General features: G+C 72.3%; 14 protein-coding genes. 7 read left to right on the top strand and 7 right to left on the bottom strand.

Annotated features, from left to right (window positions below; genetic code table 11):
* Window positions 1–4: 4 nt before the first annotated feature.
* Together gnd and Q2K21_RS13790 are read left to right on the top strand one after the other, a co-directional pair.
* Window positions 5–883 (top strand): phosphogluconate dehydrogenase (NAD(+)-dependent, decarboxylating), encoded by an 879-nt coding sequence (gene gnd, locus Q2K21_RS13795; protein ID WP_310770444.1) that lies wholly within the window; start codon window positions 5–7, stop codon window positions 881–883.
* Window positions 884–890: 7 nt separating this feature from the next.
* Complete coding sequence (locus Q2K21_RS13790; protein WP_310770442.1) at window positions 891–1,517, top strand: histidine phosphatase family protein; 627 nt, start codon at window positions 891–893, stop codon at window positions 1,515–1,517.
* Window positions 1,518–1,782: 265 nt separating this feature from the next.
* Here the strand turns inward: Q2K21_RS13790 and Q2K21_RS13785 are convergent, their stop codons facing one another.
* Together Q2K21_RS13785 and Q2K21_RS13780 are read right to left on the bottom strand one after the other, a co-directional pair.
* Window positions 1,783–3,573: a sugar phosphate isomerase/epimerase and 4-hydroxyphenylpyruvate domain-containing protein gene (locus tag Q2K21_RS13785; protein WP_310770440.1), complete on the bottom strand. Its 1,791-nt coding sequence runs from the start codon at window positions 3,571–3,573 to the stop codon at window positions 1,783–1,785.
* 32 nt (window positions 3,574–3,605) lie between these two features.
* Entirely contained in the window at window positions 3,606–4,481 is an 876-nt protein-coding gene (locus tag Q2K21_RS13780) for a shikimate dehydrogenase (protein WP_310770438.1), read from the bottom strand.
* 150 nt (window positions 4,482–4,631) lie between these two features.
* Here Q2K21_RS13780 and Q2K21_RS13775 point away from each other — a divergent pair, with 150 nt between their 5' ends.
* Window positions 4,632–5,297: a TetR/AcrR family transcriptional regulator gene (locus tag Q2K21_RS13775; protein ID WP_310770436.1), complete on the top strand. Its 666-nt coding sequence runs from the start codon at window positions 4,632–4,634 to the stop codon at window positions 5,295–5,297.
* A 334-nt stretch (window positions 5,298–5,631) separates the two neighbouring features.
* Entirely contained in the window at window positions 5,632–6,984 is a 1,353-nt protein-coding gene (locus Q2K21_RS13770; protein WP_310770434.1) for an MFS transporter, read from the top strand.
* 102 nt (window positions 6,985–7,086) lie between these two features.
* On the opposite strand, the gene Q2K21_RS13765 is transcribed toward Q2K21_RS13770, so the two are convergent.
* Window positions 7,087–7,533 (bottom strand): TIGR03618 family F420-dependent PPOX class oxidoreductase, encoded by a 447-nt coding sequence (locus Q2K21_RS13765; protein ID WP_310770432.1) that lies wholly within the window; start codon window positions 7,531–7,533, stop codon window positions 7,087–7,089.
* A 75-nt stretch (window positions 7,534–7,608) separates the two neighbouring features.
* Here Q2K21_RS13765 and Q2K21_RS13760 point away from each other — a divergent pair, with 75 nt between their 5' ends.
* The 3 genes from Q2K21_RS13760 to Q2K21_RS13750 all read left to right on the top strand — a co-directional run bounded on the left by Q2K21_RS13760 (window position 7,609) and on the right by Q2K21_RS13750 (window position 10,994).
* Window positions 7,609–8,187 (top strand): TetR/AcrR family transcriptional regulator, encoded by a 579-nt coding sequence (locus Q2K21_RS13760; RefSeq protein ID WP_310770430.1) that lies wholly within the window; start codon window positions 7,609–7,611, stop codon window positions 8,185–8,187.
* Window positions 8,184–9,596 (top strand): MFS transporter, encoded by a 1,413-nt coding sequence (locus tag Q2K21_RS13755; protein ID WP_310770428.1) that lies wholly within the window; start codon window positions 8,184–8,186, stop codon window positions 9,594–9,596. Before Q2K21_RS13760 ends, Q2K21_RS13755 begins: the two co-directional genes overlap by 4 nt.
* 171 nt (window positions 9,597–9,767) lie before the next feature.
* Window positions 9,768–10,994: a serine hydrolase domain-containing protein gene (locus tag Q2K21_RS13750; protein WP_310770426.1), complete on the top strand. Its 1,227-nt coding sequence runs from the start codon at window positions 9,768–9,770 to the stop codon at window positions 10,992–10,994.
* Between the two features lie 53 nt (window positions 10,995–11,047).
* Here Q2K21_RS13750 and Q2K21_RS13745 read toward each other — a convergent pair whose 3' ends face one another.
* From Q2K21_RS13745 to Q2K21_RS13730, 4 genes are read right to left on the bottom strand one after another with little or no spacing between them, the layout of a single operon-like run.
* A complete protein-coding gene (locus Q2K21_RS13745) occupies window positions 11,048–12,217 on the bottom strand; it encodes a saccharopine dehydrogenase family protein (RefSeq protein WP_310770424.1) in 1,170 nt (389 codons plus the stop codon).
* Window positions 12,210–13,265, bottom strand: a complete 1,056-nt coding sequence (locus Q2K21_RS13740) for a saccharopine dehydrogenase (RefSeq protein ID WP_310770421.1) — start codon at window positions 13,263–13,265, stop codon at window positions 12,210–12,212. The genes Q2K21_RS13745 and Q2K21_RS13740 overlap by 8 nt, the downstream gene beginning before the upstream one ends.
* A complete protein-coding gene (locus tag Q2K21_RS13735) occupies window positions 13,262–14,407 on the bottom strand; it encodes an NAD(P)/FAD-dependent oxidoreductase (RefSeq protein ID WP_310770419.1) in 1,146 nt (381 codons plus the stop codon). Before Q2K21_RS13735 ends, Q2K21_RS13740 begins: the two co-directional genes overlap by 4 nt.
* A complete protein-coding gene (locus tag Q2K21_RS13730) occupies window positions 14,404–15,381 on the bottom strand; it encodes an ornithine cyclodeaminase family protein (RefSeq protein ID WP_310770417.1) in 978 nt (325 codons plus the stop codon). The genes Q2K21_RS13735 and Q2K21_RS13730 overlap by 4 nt, the downstream gene beginning before the upstream one ends.
* Between the last annotated feature and the right edge of the window lie 71 nt (window positions 15,382–15,452).

Here is a 15,452-nt window from a genome sequence, read left to right as displayed (position 1 = left end):
TGACATGCAGCTCGGACTCATCGGTCTCGGCAAGATGGGCGGCAACATGCGCGAGCGGATCCGCCGCGCCGGCCACACCGTCATCGGCTACGACCGCAACCCGGACGTCTCGGACGTCAAGAGCCTGACCGAACTGGTCGAGAAGCTCGAAGGCCCCCGCGTGGTCTGGGTGATGGTCCCGGCCGGCGCCCCCACCCAGTCCGTCATCGACGAACTGAAGAGCCTCCTGTCGCCCGGCGATGTGGTCGTCGACGGCGGCAACTCCCGCTGGACGGACGACGAGAAGCACGCCGAGGAACTGGGCGCCAAGGGCATCGGCTTCGTCGACGCCGGTGTCTCCGGCGGCGTCTGGGGCCTGGAGAACGGCTACGCCCTGATGGTCGGCGGCGACAAGGAGCACGTCGACCGGCTCCGGCCGATCTTCGACGCGCTCAAGCCGGAAGGCCCCTACGGCTACGTCCACGCGGGCAAGGTCGGCGCCGGGCACTTCTCGAAGATGGTCCACAACGGCATCGAGTACGCGATGATGCAGGCCTACGCCGAGGGCTGGGAGCTGCTGGAGAAGGTCGACTCCGTCACCGATGTGCGCGAGGTCTTCCGCTCCTGGCAGGAGGGCACGGTCATCCGTTCCTGGCTGCTGGACCTCGCGGTCAATGCCCTCGACGAGGACGAGCACCTGGACAAGCTGCGCGGCTACGCCGAGGACTCCGGCGAGGGCCGCTGGACCGTCGAGGCCGCCATCGACAACGCGGTGCCGCTGCCCGCGATCACCGCGTCGCTGTTCGCGCGGTTCGCGTCCCGGCAGGACGACTCGCCGCAGATGAAGATGATCGCGGCGCTGCGCAACCAGTTCGGCGGCCACGCCGTCGAGTCCGCCGAGTAGGTGCATCGTGGGCGACCTCCTGCTGGTCCGCCACGGCGAAACCGAGTGGAGTCTGTCGGGACAGCACACCAGCTGGACCGACCTCCCGCTCACCCAGCGGGGCGAGGAACAGGCCAAGTCCCTCGCCCCCCTGCTCGCCGGACGTACCTTCGCTCTGACTCTCACCAGCCCCCGCCACCGGGCAATACGCACGGCTGAACTCGCCGGTCTGACGGACCTCGTGATCGAACCCGATCTGCACGAGTGGGACTACGGCCCCTACGAGGGCGTCGCCACCCGCGACATACACCGCACCGACCCCGACTGGTGCCTGTGGACCGACGGGGTGCCGGCCGGGCCGCCCGAGCACCCGGGCGAGTCGCCGGACGAGGTGGCGGCGCGCGCCGACCGGGTACTGGCCCGCGTCGCACCCGCGCTCGCCGAGGGCGATGTGATCCTTGTGGCCCACGGTCACTTCCTGCGCGTCCTGACCGCTCGCCGTCTCGGCCTCTCGGCGGCCGAGGGGCGCCTGTTCCAGCTCGGGACGGGAACGGTCAGCCGGCTGTCCACCGAGCACGGCTGGCCCGTGATCTCGCAATGGAACAGCACCGGAACCTCCGAGGCCGCGCACCGGCCGGCTCCGGCGGCGGCATAGAGAACCGGACGGGTCACGGCCCGGGTTCCACCACGTCACCGAACTCGCTCAACACCTTTTGCGGGGCGAGGGCGTCGACGTGGTGGCCCGGGCCGTGGTCGTTGCGGCGGACCTCCCCCGACGTGGGGGGACGGTGAGCACACCACCGGGAAGCATGGTCGTCGACCGCCGACCGGTCACTCCCCGGCCCATACGGACCGTCACGTGCGCGCGGGTGGCGCGGACGCCGAGGAGTGCTCCTGATCCGTGGCGCGGCCGCCTGCCGTCAGCGCACCGGCCTTCCCGCGCGCTGCGCCGCCAGGCGCACCGGTGCGTTCTGGGCGCCGTATCCCCGGTACCCGCCGTCCCGTTGGACCAGTTCGAAGAAGACGTGGCCGACGGTCTGTGTGTAGCAGTGGCGGAAGGTGCCGCCTGTGTCACGGTCGTAGAGAATGCCGAGGTCGCGGTACGTCTCCAGCTCTCCGGGGGCGAACTCGTGCCGTGCCGCGAGGTCGTCGTAGTAGTTCGCGGGCACTTCCAGGAGCCGGCCGCCCGCCGCGCGGAAGCGGCGGGCCGCCGCGACCACGTCCCCGGTGGCGAGCGCGATGTGCTGGGCGCGGGCGCCGTCGTCGGTGGGGGCGGGCCCCACACTCAGGGCGATGCGCACGCTGCCGTCGGCGTTGGTGACCGCGCGGCTGCGGTGCAGTCCGTAGGGGTCGGCGACGTCGACGCTCTCCTGGGCGGTCAGGCCGAGCACACTGCGGTGGAACAGGGCCGCCTCGTCGAACTGGTGCCAGGGCTGGGTGAGGGCGAGGTGGTCGATGTGGTCGACGCCGGAGGCCGGAACCTCGTGCGGGACGTCCTCGAAGTCGCCCCGCCAGCTCGGCGGTACGGGCCGGTCGGTGGCGCAGAAGAACAGCTCTGTGCCGTCGGGCGCGGCCACCGCGTCCAGTGGGGCGTCCGCGAGGGCGCGGCGGCGCGGCAGGACCGGGGCGAGCAGGGCCTCGGCGCGGCGGGCCGCTCCCGCGGGGTCCGGTGATTCCAGGCCGATCGCGGCGAGCGCGGTGCCGTCGCGGCGGGCGGCAGGGCCGGTGTTGACGAGGACGCGGGCCTCGCCCTGCTCCCAGAGGTCCACGGGCTTCGTGCGGTGCCGGGCCGTGCGGGCGAAGCCGAGCGCGCCGAGGACCGCGGCGACCGGGTCGACGTCCGGGGTGACGAGTTCGGCGAAGACGATACCGGTCGGCACGACGGGCGGCGGCGGGGTGGCGAGTTCGGTCGTCTCCTGGAGGACGAGGAGCGAGCGGCGGGCGTCCACCGCGGTGGGGCCCGCCTCGGCCTGCCGGAAGACGTCGTTGAAGACCTCCAGGGACAGCGGCCCGGTGTAGCCGGCGCGCATCACGTGCCCGAGGAGCCCGGCGACGTCGAGGCCGCCCTGGCCGGGGAAGCAGCGGTAGTGGCGGCTCCACTGCAGGACGTCCATCGCCATCAGCGGGGCGTCGGCGAGCTGCAGGAAGAAGATCTTCTCGCCGGGGATGTCCTCGATGCCCTTGGGGTCGCTGCCCCGGGCGAGGATGTGGAAGCTGTCCAGGCAGGTGCCGAGTGCGGGGTGGTCCGCGGCCTCGACGATGCGCCAGGCGTGGTCGTACGTGCTGACGTGCCGGCCCCAGGCCAGCGCCTCGTAGGCGACGCGGATCCCGAAGTCCTGGGCCAGGTCGGCGAGGCGACGCAGTTGCCCGGCGGCGAGCGCGTCGTCGTCCCGGGCGAGCGGGGAGACGCTGGAGCAGACCAGAACGGTGTCCGCGCCCAGCCGGTTCATCAGCGCGAACTTGTGCCGGGCCCGGCGCAGATTGCGCTCGAACTCGTCCTTCGGGACGGCCTCCATGTCCCGCATCGGCTGGTAGAGGTCGATGGTCAGGCCGAGGTCGGCGCAGCGGGCGCGCACCTCCTCGGGGGGCAGGGGGCTGGCGAGCAGGTCGTTCTCGAAGATCTCGACGCCGTCGAAGCCGGCCCGGGCGGCGGCCGTGAGCTTCTCGGTCAGGGCTCCGCTGAGCGAGACGGTGGCGATGGACGTACGCATGACGCTTCTCCCCTTCGGTTACGGACGCCCGCTCAGTTGCGGACGCCCGCGGCTCCGGCCAGTTCCGCGATGTCGGCGAGCATGCGGGTGCTGTCGGGTTCCCGGCCGGTGAACAGGCGGAAGGCGTCCGCGGCCTGGAAGACGGCCATGCCGCCGCCGTCGAGGGTGGCGCAGCCGAGCGCGCGGGCGGTGCGCAGCAGTTCGGTCTCCAGCGGGCGGTAGACCACCTCGGCGACCCACAGCCCGGGGTGCAGCAGCTCGGCCGGGAACGGCAGTCCGGGGTGGGCGGCCATGCCGGTGGGCGTGGCGTGCACGATGCCGTCGGCGCCGGTGAGCAGCGAGGGCAGCGCGTCGAGGCCGGCCCCGGCGGCGCGGTCGGCGCCGAAGTGCCGGTTCAGGGAGGCGGCGAGGCCCCCGGCGCGGTCGGGCAGGGCGTCGACGACGGTGACGTGTCCGGCGCCGAGCGTCAGCAGGGCGTGCGCGACGGCCGCGCCCGCGCCGCCCGCGCCCAGCTGCACCACCCGCTCCAGCGGGGCGTCGGTCAGCCCCCGGGCGAAGGAGGCGGCGAAGCCGGTGACGTCCGTGTTGTGGCCGACGGCCCGGCCGTCCTGGAAGACGACGGTGTTGACCGCGCCGAGCGCCTCGGCCCCCGGGGCGAGCGCGTCGAGATGCGGGATGACGAGCTGCTTGCACGGATGCGTGATGTTCAGCCCGTCGAACCCCAGGTCGCGGGCGGCCCGTACGAGATCACCCACGGCCTCGGGCCCGACCCCGAGCACCTCGATGTCGATCAGCCGGTAGACGTAGCGCAGTCCCTGCCGGTCGGCCTCCCGCTCGTGCAGGGCGGGACTGAGCGAGGGACCGATGCCCGAGCCGATGAGACCGACGAGATACGAGTCCTGGGGCACCACGGTCCTCCTGGCAGTAATGTACGAACTAGTACGTTAGTCATAGCAGCAGCAGGTGACCAAGGGAAGACCTCTCCGGGAACGCGCCGGGAGCGGCTTCTACAATCGCGGGCACGCCAAACAACTCGTCCCTCGCCCGAAGGAACCCCGATGACCAGCGTCGACGAACCGGCACGACAAGGCGGCCGCATCCGCGACGCCGCCCGCACGAAGGCCGAGATCCTCGACGTGGCGACGCAGGAGTTCGCGCGCGCCGGGTACGACGGGGCGCGGGTCGACGAGATCGCCGCCCGCACCCGCACCACGAAGCGGATGATCTACTACTACTTCGGCGGCAAGGAGCAGTTGTTCACGGCCGTCCTGGAACGGGCGTACTCGGTGATCCGCCAGGCCGAGCAGGAACTGGACGTCGAGCACCTCGACCCGGTCGCGGCCATCCGCCGGCTCGCCGAGGTCACCTTCGACCACCACGAGGCGCACCCCGACTTCATCCGCCTGGTCAGCATCGAGAACATCCACGACGCCGAGCACATCGCCGCCTCCGAGGAGCTGGGCACGATCGGCTCGCCCGCGCTGGAGGTGACCGGCCGCATCCTCGCCGCGGGCCGTGAGTCGGGGCTGTTCACGGCCGACGTCGACGCCGTCGACCTGCACGCGCTGATCAGCTCGTTCTGCTTCTTCCGGGTCGCCAACCGGCATACGTTCGGCGCGCTCTTCGGCCGGGACCTGGTGGCCGCGGACCAGCGCGAGCACTACCGCAGGATGCTCGGCGACATGGTCATCGCGTATCTGACGGCAGACCGCACCCAGGACTGAGCCGCACCCACGCCTGAACCGCGCCCGTGCCTGACCGCACCCACGCCTGAACCGCGCCCATGCCCGAGTCGCGCCCATACCTGACCGCGCCCAGGGTCGAGCCCAACACCCCTCGCCAACAGATCCTTCGACGCGACCTCTTGACACCTGGGAAACGTGGGCGCAACATCACTGGCCAACCGCTACTAACTATCCAGTGGGTTAATTAGCAGCCGGACGCGAGCGAGCCGAAAAAGCAGCGCACCCGGCGCGGCCGACCCGTCACCCCCGGGATCCGGCACCTCTCCCCTCCGCTCACTCCCCTTACCGTGGAGTCCCCCCGAAGGAGCACGCCGTGTCTGTCCCCGCCACGTCCCCGGACGCCCCGCCCGGCCAGCCGAAGAAAGCCGCGACGGCCGCCTGGATCGGCAGCGCTCTGGAGTACTACGACTTCTTCATCTACGGCAGTGCGGCCGCGCTGATCTTCCCGAAGGTGTTCTTCGACGCCTCCGACCCGGCCACGGCGACCCTGCTGTCGCTGGCCACCTTCGGCGTCGCGTACGCGGCCCGCCCGGTCGGCGCGCTCTTCCTCGGCCACTTCGGCGACCGGCTCGGCCGTAAGAAGATCATGGTCTTCACACTGATCCTGATGGGGCTTTCGACGTTCCTCATCGGCTGTCTGCCCACCCGCGCCCAGGTCGGCGGCCTGGCCCCGGTCCTGCTGGTGCTGTGCCGGATCCTCCAGGGCATCTCGGCGGCGGGCGAGCAGGCCAGCGCCAGTTCCATGAGCCTGGAACACGCGCCGGCGCACCGGCGCGGCTTCTTCACCAGCTTCACACTCAGCGGCACCCAGGGCGGCCAGCTCATCGCCACGCTCGTCTTCATCGCGATCGCCGAGCTACCCGAGGACCAGCTGCTGTCCTGGGGCTGGCGCGTGCCGTTCTGGCTGAGCATCGCGGTCGCCGTCGTCGGCCACCTCATCCGCCGCCGTCTGGAGGAGACGCCGGCCTTCGCCCGCCAGGCCGCCACCGATGGGGTCGCCAGGCTGCCGCTCGCGGTGCTGCTGCGCGAACACTGGGCGGATGTGCTGCGGGTGATCGCGGGTGCGCTGGTCGCCTCCATCAGCACGATCTTCACCGTCTGGGCGCTGGCGTACGCGACGAGCGACTCGGTGGGCATGTCCCGCTCGTCCATGCTGTGGGTGGGTGCGCTGGCCAACCTCGTCGCCCTCGGCGCGATCCCGCTGTGGGCCACCCTCTCCGACCGGATCGGCCGCCGCCCTGTGTACCTGATCGGCGCGGCCGGCAGCGCCGTGACGATGTTCCTCTACCTGTGGGCGATCTCGACCGGCTCCTACCCGCTGACCCTGCTGCTCGGCATCGTCACCTTCGGTGTCGTCTACAGCGCCGCGAACGGTGTCTGGCCCTCGTTCTACGGAGAGATGTTCTCGACCCGGGTGCGGTTGTCCGGCATGGCGATCGGCACCCAGATCGGCTTCGCGGTCGCCGGTTTCGCGGTCACGTTCGCCGCGGAGATCGCGGGCCCGAACGGCGACGACTGGTCCTCGGTGGCCCTGTTCGCCGCGGCCCTGTGCCTCCCGCCGGTCGTCGCCGCCCTCAGCGCCCGTGAGACGCACAAGGTGCCGACGGAGCAGCTCGGCGAGCGCCCGGCACCTGAGGCCGCGAGCCAGGAGACGGTCACGGCCTGAGACACCTGTAGGCGCCCATAGGCACCTGTAGGCACCTGTAGCGATCCGGGTCCCGACCGCACTGGGCGGTTCGGGGCCCGGTCCGTCTTCGGGTGCCGGCCTCTACGGGTTCTGCCCCGTGGGGATGCCGTACGCGCGCTCGACCCGCAGCCGCAGCACCAGCCGCCGGTCGCGGACCATCGCGGCGCGGTAGTCGTCCCAGTCCGGATGCTCGCCCTGGACGTCGCGGTAGAGCCGGACGAGTTCCTCGACCGTCTCGTCGTGCGGGTCGCGCGCGACGGACGAGAGGTCGGCGATGCCCTCGGCCACCGTGTAGGCCCGCCGGTCGGGGCTGGTCACGTGGTACGAGGCCCGGGGATCCCGGCGGAGATTGCGGGTCTTGGCACGGTCGTCCGTGATCGAGACCCGGACGATCCGCTCGTCCGGGTAGTAGGCGTGGCTGACGTTCGACAACTGGGGCCGGCCGTCGTGCTTGAGGGTGACGAGCACCCCACCGTGGCCCTCGGAGAGCAGTGCGAGCAGCGCGTCCTGCGCGGCGTCCTGAGTCATACCCGGGTCAACTCACCCGCTCCAGCCGCGCATTCCCGAGTAGACACTGTCTACGCCGACTGGTAGACAGCGTCTATGAGCGAATCCGAGACCGGGCTGCGAGCTCGGCTGGTCGACGTCGGCGTCGATCTCGTGAGCACGGAGGGCGTGCAGGCGCTGACCCTGCGGGAGATCGCCCGGCGGGCGGGCGTCTCGCACGGCGCCCCGCGCCGCTACTTCCCGACCCACCTGGAGTTGCTGTCGGCCATCGCCCGCCGCGGCTTCACCGACCTGGCGGCGAGGGCGGCCGAGGTGGTCGGCGACGGCACGACGAGCCCCAGACAGCAGCTCACGGCGCTGGGACAGGCGTATGTGGACTTCGCGCTGACCCACCGCGGCATGCACGAGCTGATGTTCCGTCACGATCTGCTGGAGAGCGGTCACCTGGGCCTGCGCGATACGAGCATGCCGCTCTTCTCCCTGCTGGTGGACCTCGTCGGCCGGGCCAGACCGGACGCGGACGCGCCGCTCGTCGCCGGCTCCCTGCTGGCGAACCTGCACGGCATCGCACAGCTGTGGACCTGGGGCAGCCTCCAACTCGCCACAGGTGCAGGCGACTTCACACCCCTGCTGCACACCGCGCTGGACGCGCACCTCGGGCCGGTGGACCGGTGAGCGCGCACCGCCGCCTGACCTTCGCGGGCAGTGTGGTGGGCGCGGTGATCGTCGCCCTCGACGGCACGGTACTGACCGTCGCGCAGCCCACCCTGCAACGGGATCTGCACGCCTCCTTGGCCCAGGTGCAGTGGACGAGCACCGGGTATCTCATCGCGGTGGCCGGCCTGTTGGTCTTCGCCGGCCGCCTCGGCGACCGCTATGGCCATCGGCGGATCTTCGCCCTGGGCATGCTGGGCTTCGGCGCCGCCTCCGCCGGGATCGGGTCGGCGCCCGGCATCAACTGGGTGATCGGGCTGCGAGTGGTCCAGGGGATCTTCGGCGCCCTGCTGCAACCCGCGACGCTCGGCATGCTGCGGGCCGCTTATCCGCCGGAGAAGCTGGGAATGCCGATCGCCGTGCGCACCAGCGCGATCGGCGTGGCCGCCGCGGCCGGTCCGCTGGTGGGCGGAGCGCTGGTCACCTCGTTCGGCTGGCGGGCCGTCTTCTTCCTCAACATCGCGCCTGCGCTGGTCATGGGCGTACTCGCAGCGGTCGCAGGCGGCCCGGAGCAGACTCCCGCGGCCCGCCCGCCGCTGGACCTCCCCGGCGCCGGTCTGCTCGCGGCGACCCTGGTGTGCGTGGTGTACGCCCTCGTGGGGATACCCGACTCCGGCCGGGCAACGGCGTTCGTGGCCGCCCTGATCGGGGCAGCGGCGGCCGGCTGCGCGTTCGTACGCCATGAACGGCGCACCGCGAGCCCACTGGTACCGGCGGGCATGCTCGGCCCGGCGGCCGCCGGCCCCGCGCTCGGGCTTCTGGTGGCCGCGTCGGCGGCGATGCTGGGCGCACTGTTCGTGACCAGTTACGTGCTGCAGAACGCGCTGGGCCTCGACCCGTTGCACACCGCGCTGCGGGGCCTGCCGGGGCCCGTGGCGATGGTGCTGGGCGGCCCCGTGGCGGCCGTCCTCATGCGCCGGTACGGTCCGCGCCGCACGGCCGGGGCAGCCGTGCTGCTGCTCGCGCTCGGCGTCCTCGTGCTGACCCGGATCGGCGAGGCGTCGGAGGTCGTGTCGACGGGAATGGGATTCCTGCTGATGGGCGCCGGATTCGTCACGGTGATGGTGACCGCGACCACCGTCGTCGTCCGACAGGTGCCCGTCGCATCGGCCGGGGTGGCCGGCGGGCTGAAACAGACCGCGATGAACGTCGGACCCACAGTGGGCGTGGCTGCCGCGAGCACACTGATGACGTGCACGAACGCGGCCCCCGGGCCCACACTCGCGGTCCTCGCCGCGGTGTCCCTGCTCGGCGTGCCGTTCGCCCTGCGGCTGCCCGGGCGGCCCGGACACCCGGCCTCCCCCGATATCCCGGCTTCGCTCGACCAGGAGCGACCCCCATCCGTGGAGGGACCAGCCCCGGTTCGCTAGCGGACCATGAAATGTTGGACCTGATGGACCTGATGGACCTGATGGACCTGATGGACCTGTCGGGTCTGTCGGGTCTGTCGGGCCCGATGGACTTGATGGGCCTGATGAACCTGCTGGACCTGGAAGACCCGGAACGCCCGGGAAGGCACCGGGAGAGACCGGAGGAGAACGATGGGACATCTTCGGCAAGAGGTGGAACCGGACGAGGTCGGCCTCGACCCGAAGGCGCTGGCCCGCCTCGACCAGCACTTCACACACCAGGTCGACGACGGCCGGCTGCCCGGCTACCTCGTGGCCCTCTCCCGGCACGGCCGCGTCGCCCACCTCACCACGTACGGACACCGCGACGTGGCGGCACGCCTCCCGGTCGAGACCGACACGCTGTGGCGGATGTACTCGATGACCAAGCCGGTCACCTCGGTCGCCGCGCTGATCCTCATGGAAGAGGGCCGCTTCGCTCTCGACACTCCCCTCGCCGACTTCCTGCCGGCCTTCGCGAACCCGCGGGTGTACGTCGACGGCTCCGGCCCCGACGTCCGGACCCGCCCCGCCGAGCAGCCGATCCTGGTGCGTCATCTGCTGACCCACACAGCCGGTCTGACGTTCGACTTCTACCACGCGCATCCGGTGGACGCCCTGTACCGGGAGGCGGGCATCGAGTCGTCGGTGGTGCCCGGCACGGACCTGGCCGGCACGTGCGAGGCGTACGCGCGGCTGCCGCTGCAGTTCGAGCCCGGCACGCAGTGGAACTACTCGGTGGCGACCAACGTCCTGGGCCGGCTCGTCGAGGTGGTCTCGGGCCGGGACCTGGACGACTTCCTCGCCGAACGGATCTTCGCTCCGCTGGGCATGGAGGACGCGGGCCTGTGCGTGTCCGAGGACCGGGCGCCCCGGCTCGCAAAGCTGTACGGCGAGACGGAGGACGGCGGCATCACGCCGATCGCCGGCCTGCCGCTGCACGGCCGGCCCCGCTTCCTCTCCGGCAGCGGCGGCATGGTGGCGACGGCGTACGACTACCACCGCTTCATGGAGTTCCTGCGCCGCCGCGGCGAACTGGACGGCACCCGCCTGCTGAGCGCCGACACGGTCGCCGCCATGACCTCGAACCATCTGCCGGGCGACGCCGACCTGCGTTCCTGCGGCAGCCGGATCCACCGCGAGCCCGGGAAGGCGGGTCTCGGCTTCGGCCTGGGCGTCTCGGTCGTCATGGACCCCGGGATCACCCAGTCACCCGCGGTGCTGGGCTCGTTCGGCTGGAGCGGGGTGGCCACCACGACCTTCTGGATCGACCCGCACCACGACCTGACGGTCCAGTTCCTGACCCAACTGCGGCCCACGGGTTCGCACACGGTCTATCCGGAGCTGAAGCGGCTGGTGCACGAGGCGATGACGGGCTGACGGCGGGCTTCGGGGCACGGCGTCCGGGTGTGCCGGACGCCGTGCCCCGAAAGTCACGTCCGCAACGTGAACTCCAGCCCCTCCGCGGCCAGTTCCGCCAGCCACTGCCGCGACCGCTCCGCCGTCTCGGCCGCCCGGCCCAGACCCGGCGGCAGGGAGCCGTCCAGAATGTGACGGACGCCGAGGGCCAGGGGGCGGGAGACGCAGCGGGCCATCGCGCTCTCCTCCTCGGTGCCCCGCAGGTCCAGGAGGTAGCGGCCCGACCAGACATCGCCCGAGCCGGCCCGTACGTCGAGGGTCACCGCCAGGACCACGCGGTCGCGGTCCTCGTCCGTCGTCGGGTACGTCGCCGCCAGTTCGGCGGCCAGGGCCGCGATGCGGGCGTCGTCGCCTCCCTTCAGCTCCTCGAACACCCGCTCCCAGGCGCGCAGCCAGCCGTCGAGACGGAGGGTGCCGCGCACGAAGGTCTCCGGCTTCCAGGCGTCCGGCAGGCCGTACTGGTCGACGAAGGGGACGCTGTCACGGTTGGGGTAGACCTCGAAGGTCTCGCCGTCGATGACGTGCGGGCGGGTCGCCTCCCAGGGGCGGGCCGTCGTCGTCTCGGCGCCGGCCTCCAGGTAACGCGCCGGTGAGCGCAGGGCGCCGAGGACTCCGAGGGGTGCCCAGCTGAAGCGGTACCTGAAGTCGTTCGGGACGGCGGGGATGCCGCCGCAGTACGAGGTGAGGCTCACCTCCGCGGCCGTTTCGGCGCCGATCGCCTCCCGGGCACGGGCGATCAGGTCGTGGGCGAAGAGGTGGTCGATGCCGGGGTCCAGGCCCGCCTCGGTGAGCACCACGACGCCCGCCTCCCGAGCCGCCGGCACCAGGTCCAGGACCGCGTCCGAGACGTAGCTGGAGCAGGCGAAGTGGGCCCTTCGCTCGACGCACACGCCGAGCAGAGCCGCGTGTTCGGGTGCCGGGAGCATGGAGACGACCACGTCGCCCGGGGCCAGCTCCGCCGCGAGCGCGGGCAGGGTGAACGCGCGCGGCTCGGCCCGGCCCGTGAGGCCGAGTACGGCCAGGCTCCGCGCGGCGCGCTCCTCGGTGCGGTGCCACAGGCGGACCCGGTCGGCGGTGTCGCACAGCACGGCGAACCCGCTGCCCGTGGAAAGGCCCGCGCCGATCCAGTGGACCGTGCCGCTCGCCGGGACCCGCTCCCCGGCCGCCCTCGTGGTCTCAGCCATCGCTCGACTCCCCTTCCCCGGCGACCGGTTGACGGACCGCCGCGTCGAATCGTTCCCGGCACCGGCCCCAGGCGCCGCCGACCTCGAAGTCGAGCAACAGCGGGGTCAGCGCCGCCGAGAAGTCGGTGCTGGCCTCCAGCGGCAGCAGGGACGGCAGGTTGTCGATGGCGATCAGGTCGAGGACCGGCTCCTCGCGCAGCCGGCGGGCCGGATGCTCCCAGTCGGTCGGGGTGTCGTAGACCGGCAGGAGGTTCAGGGGCGATCCCACGTCGGCCGTCACGTCGCACAGGGTGCGCAGCCGTCGGTCGGGATCGTCGAGGTCCTTGTCCGTGAGGAACGGCGGGGCCGGGCGCGTGGTGAGCACCGTGTTCACCATCAGCTCGTGGGCCAGGAGGGCAGGCCGGTCCAGTTCGCGGGTCTCGGCCAGATCCCAGCACGTGGGGTCGACCCCGGCCACGCCCAGGGCGACCCGCGCACCGCGTCCGCTGCGTCCCAGCGCACCGATCACCAGCGCCCGTACCTCGCCTGCCGCCGCGCGGAGCTGCTCGTCCAGCTCCTCCTTCGACGTGGGGCGCAGCGGCGCGGTCAGACGTCCGTGGTGGTGGAGCAGGGCCAGTGCCGCGCCCAGGTATCCGGCCCAGTAGCCGAACGCGACGAGCCGGCGCCCGTCGTCGTCCACCAGGTACTCCAGGTCGAGCAGGGCTCCGCCGCCCGCGCGGAACCGGCGCAACAGGGTCTCGGCGCCGGGCTGGCCCTTGTAGGCGTGCCCGAAGAAGATATGACGGTGCGTCAAGGCAGCGGGCTCATCGGGGAGTTCCTTGAGGCCGACGACCACCGCGTCGGGCGGCGCCGTCACCCAGGAACCGGGCTCGGCGATGCGGCAGCCCACCGCCTCGTACGCGTCGGTCGAAAAGACCCGCTGCGGGGAGTCCTCGACCGTGAGGACCACTCCGCTCTCGATCAGCCGTCGGGCGTCGGACGGCACGATCGGCGTGCGCCGTTCGGTCGTACGGGACTCGTGGCGGAGCCACAGGTGGAGTGCGGTCATACGCGGTTGACCTCCGGGCGCGGGGCGTCGGCGGCGAAGCGGTCGACGCTCAGGGGGCTGACGTCGACGAAGGGTACGCGCCCCAGGCAGAGATCCCTCAGGACCTCGCCGACGGCGGGCCCCTGGAGGAAGCCATGGCCGGAGAAGCCGGTGGCGTACAGGAAGCGGGAGGGCGAACTCGCCTCGCCTATCAGGGCGTTGTGGTCCGGGGTGATCTCGTACAGGCCCGCCCAGCCGCCCGTACGGCGCAGGTCGAGCAGGGCGGGCGCCCGGCGTTCCATCGCCGCGCACAGCCGGGGGATCCAGCGGTCATGGGGCTCGGTGGCGAAGCCGGGTTCCTCGTCGGGGTCGGACATGCCGACCAGGAGCCCCGGTCCCTCGCCGTGGAAGTAGAAGGTGCTCGCGAAGTCGATGGTCATGGGCAGGTCGGGCGGGAGAGCGGGGACCGCCTCCGTGACGGCGATCTGGCGGCGCAGCGGCTCCACCGGCAGGTCCACGCCCACCATCGCTCCCACGGCCCGCGACCAGGCGCCCGCCGCGCAGATCACGGTGTCGGTCTCGATGCGGCCGCGTTCGGTGACGACGGCGGTGATGGTGTCGCCGTGCACCTCGATGCCGGTGACCGCGCAGTGCCGCAGGATGCGCGCGCCGTGGCGGCGGGCCCCGGCGGCGTACCCGTGCACCACGGACTCGGGAGTGCAGTGCCCGTCGTCGGGCGAGAACGCGGCGGCCAGCAGCCCGTCCGTGGTGATCAGCGGCGACAGTCGCTCGGCCTCGGCCACGTCGATCATGCGGCTGGGCACGCCGAGGGAGTTCTGCAGCCGCACCCCGGCCTCGAAGGAGGCGACCTCCTCGGGTGTGGAGAGGAGGAACAGATAGCCGACGCGGTGCAGTCCGATGTCCTGCCCGGGCTCCTCGGCGAACCGTGCGAACGCCTCAAGGCTCCGCGCCCCGAGCTGGATGTTGAGCTCGTCGGAGAACTGTGCCCGTACGCCGCCGGCGGCCCGCGAGGTGGAGCCGGAGGCGAGTTCGTCGCGCTCGACCAGGACGACGTCGGGGACCCCCGCGCGGGCCAGGTGGTAGGCGGCGCTCGTTCCCATCACCCCGCCGCCGATGACGACGACGCTCGCGCGCCCGGTCATGGGCGGGACTCCCTTCCACGGGCCGCGTCGATCACGGCCCAGGCCGCCGCCGCGTCCTGGACGCCGAGGCCGACGCTGTTGTAGAGGACGATGTCGTCGGTGCTCGTGCGCGCCTCGCGGCGGCCCGTGAGGACACCGCCCAGCGGGATCAGGTCGTCCGTGGTGAGCAGCCGGTCGCGTAGCGCGGCCACGACCGGCCCCGCGTGCTCCCGCGCGGTCTCCGGGTCGTCGACGACCACGGCCGCGGCCCGCCGTACGGCCTCCGCGTCGACCTCGCTGCGCGTGGGTTCGAAGGATCCGACGCTGACGACCGTGCACCCGGGTGCGAGCCAGGCGCCGTGGACGACGGGCGTACGGCTGAGGGTGCAGGCGGCGACCATGGGGAGTCCGGCCACGGCCTCCTGAGCGGTGGCGACGGCCTTGACGGGGATACCGAGTTCGGTGGCGAGGAGGTGTGCGGCCCGCTCGCGCCGGTCCGGGGTCGGGCTCCAGACGCGTACGGAGCGCAACGGGCGCACCCGGGCGACGGCCCGCGCGTGGGCGAGGGCCTGGGTGCCGGAGCCCAGGAGGCCGAGTTCCGCGCTGTCGGCGGTGGCGAGGACGTCGAAGGCGACGGCGCTGGCGGCGGCGGTGCGCAGCGTGGTGATCGCCGTGCCGTCCAGGACCGCGACCAGTTGCCCGGTCACCGGGTCGAGGGCGTTGATCACCGCGTGGATCGTCGGCAGCCCGGCGGCCGCGTTGCCCGGGTTCACGCTGCCGATCTTGGCGACGGGCCCGGTGTCCGGGGACAGGCGGGCGACGTAGGCGAAGACGACGCTGTCGTCGAAGCGGCTCGGATGCATGATCTTGCCGGGGAGTTCGGCGGTCCCTTCCCCGAGCGCGGTGAAGGCGGCGCGCTGGGACTGGATCGCCCGGTCGGTGTCCAGCAGCTCAAGGACCTGCTCGCCGGACAGGTGGAGGACGTCGTCGGTCATTCCTTGATTGTTTCCGGGAACCGGGTCGACGTCACCATGGGACGCGGGCGCGGCGGCCGGCGCCGGGCGGC

The organism is Streptomyces sp. CGMCC 4.7035 (genome assembly GCF_031583065.1).
GTDB classification, from domain to species: domain Bacteria; phylum Actinomycetota; class Actinomycetes; order Streptomycetales; family Streptomycetaceae; genus Streptomyces; species Streptomyces yaanensis.
Note: the sequence above shows the minus strand (reverse complement) of the source record. Positions and strands in the feature narration are given on the sequence as shown.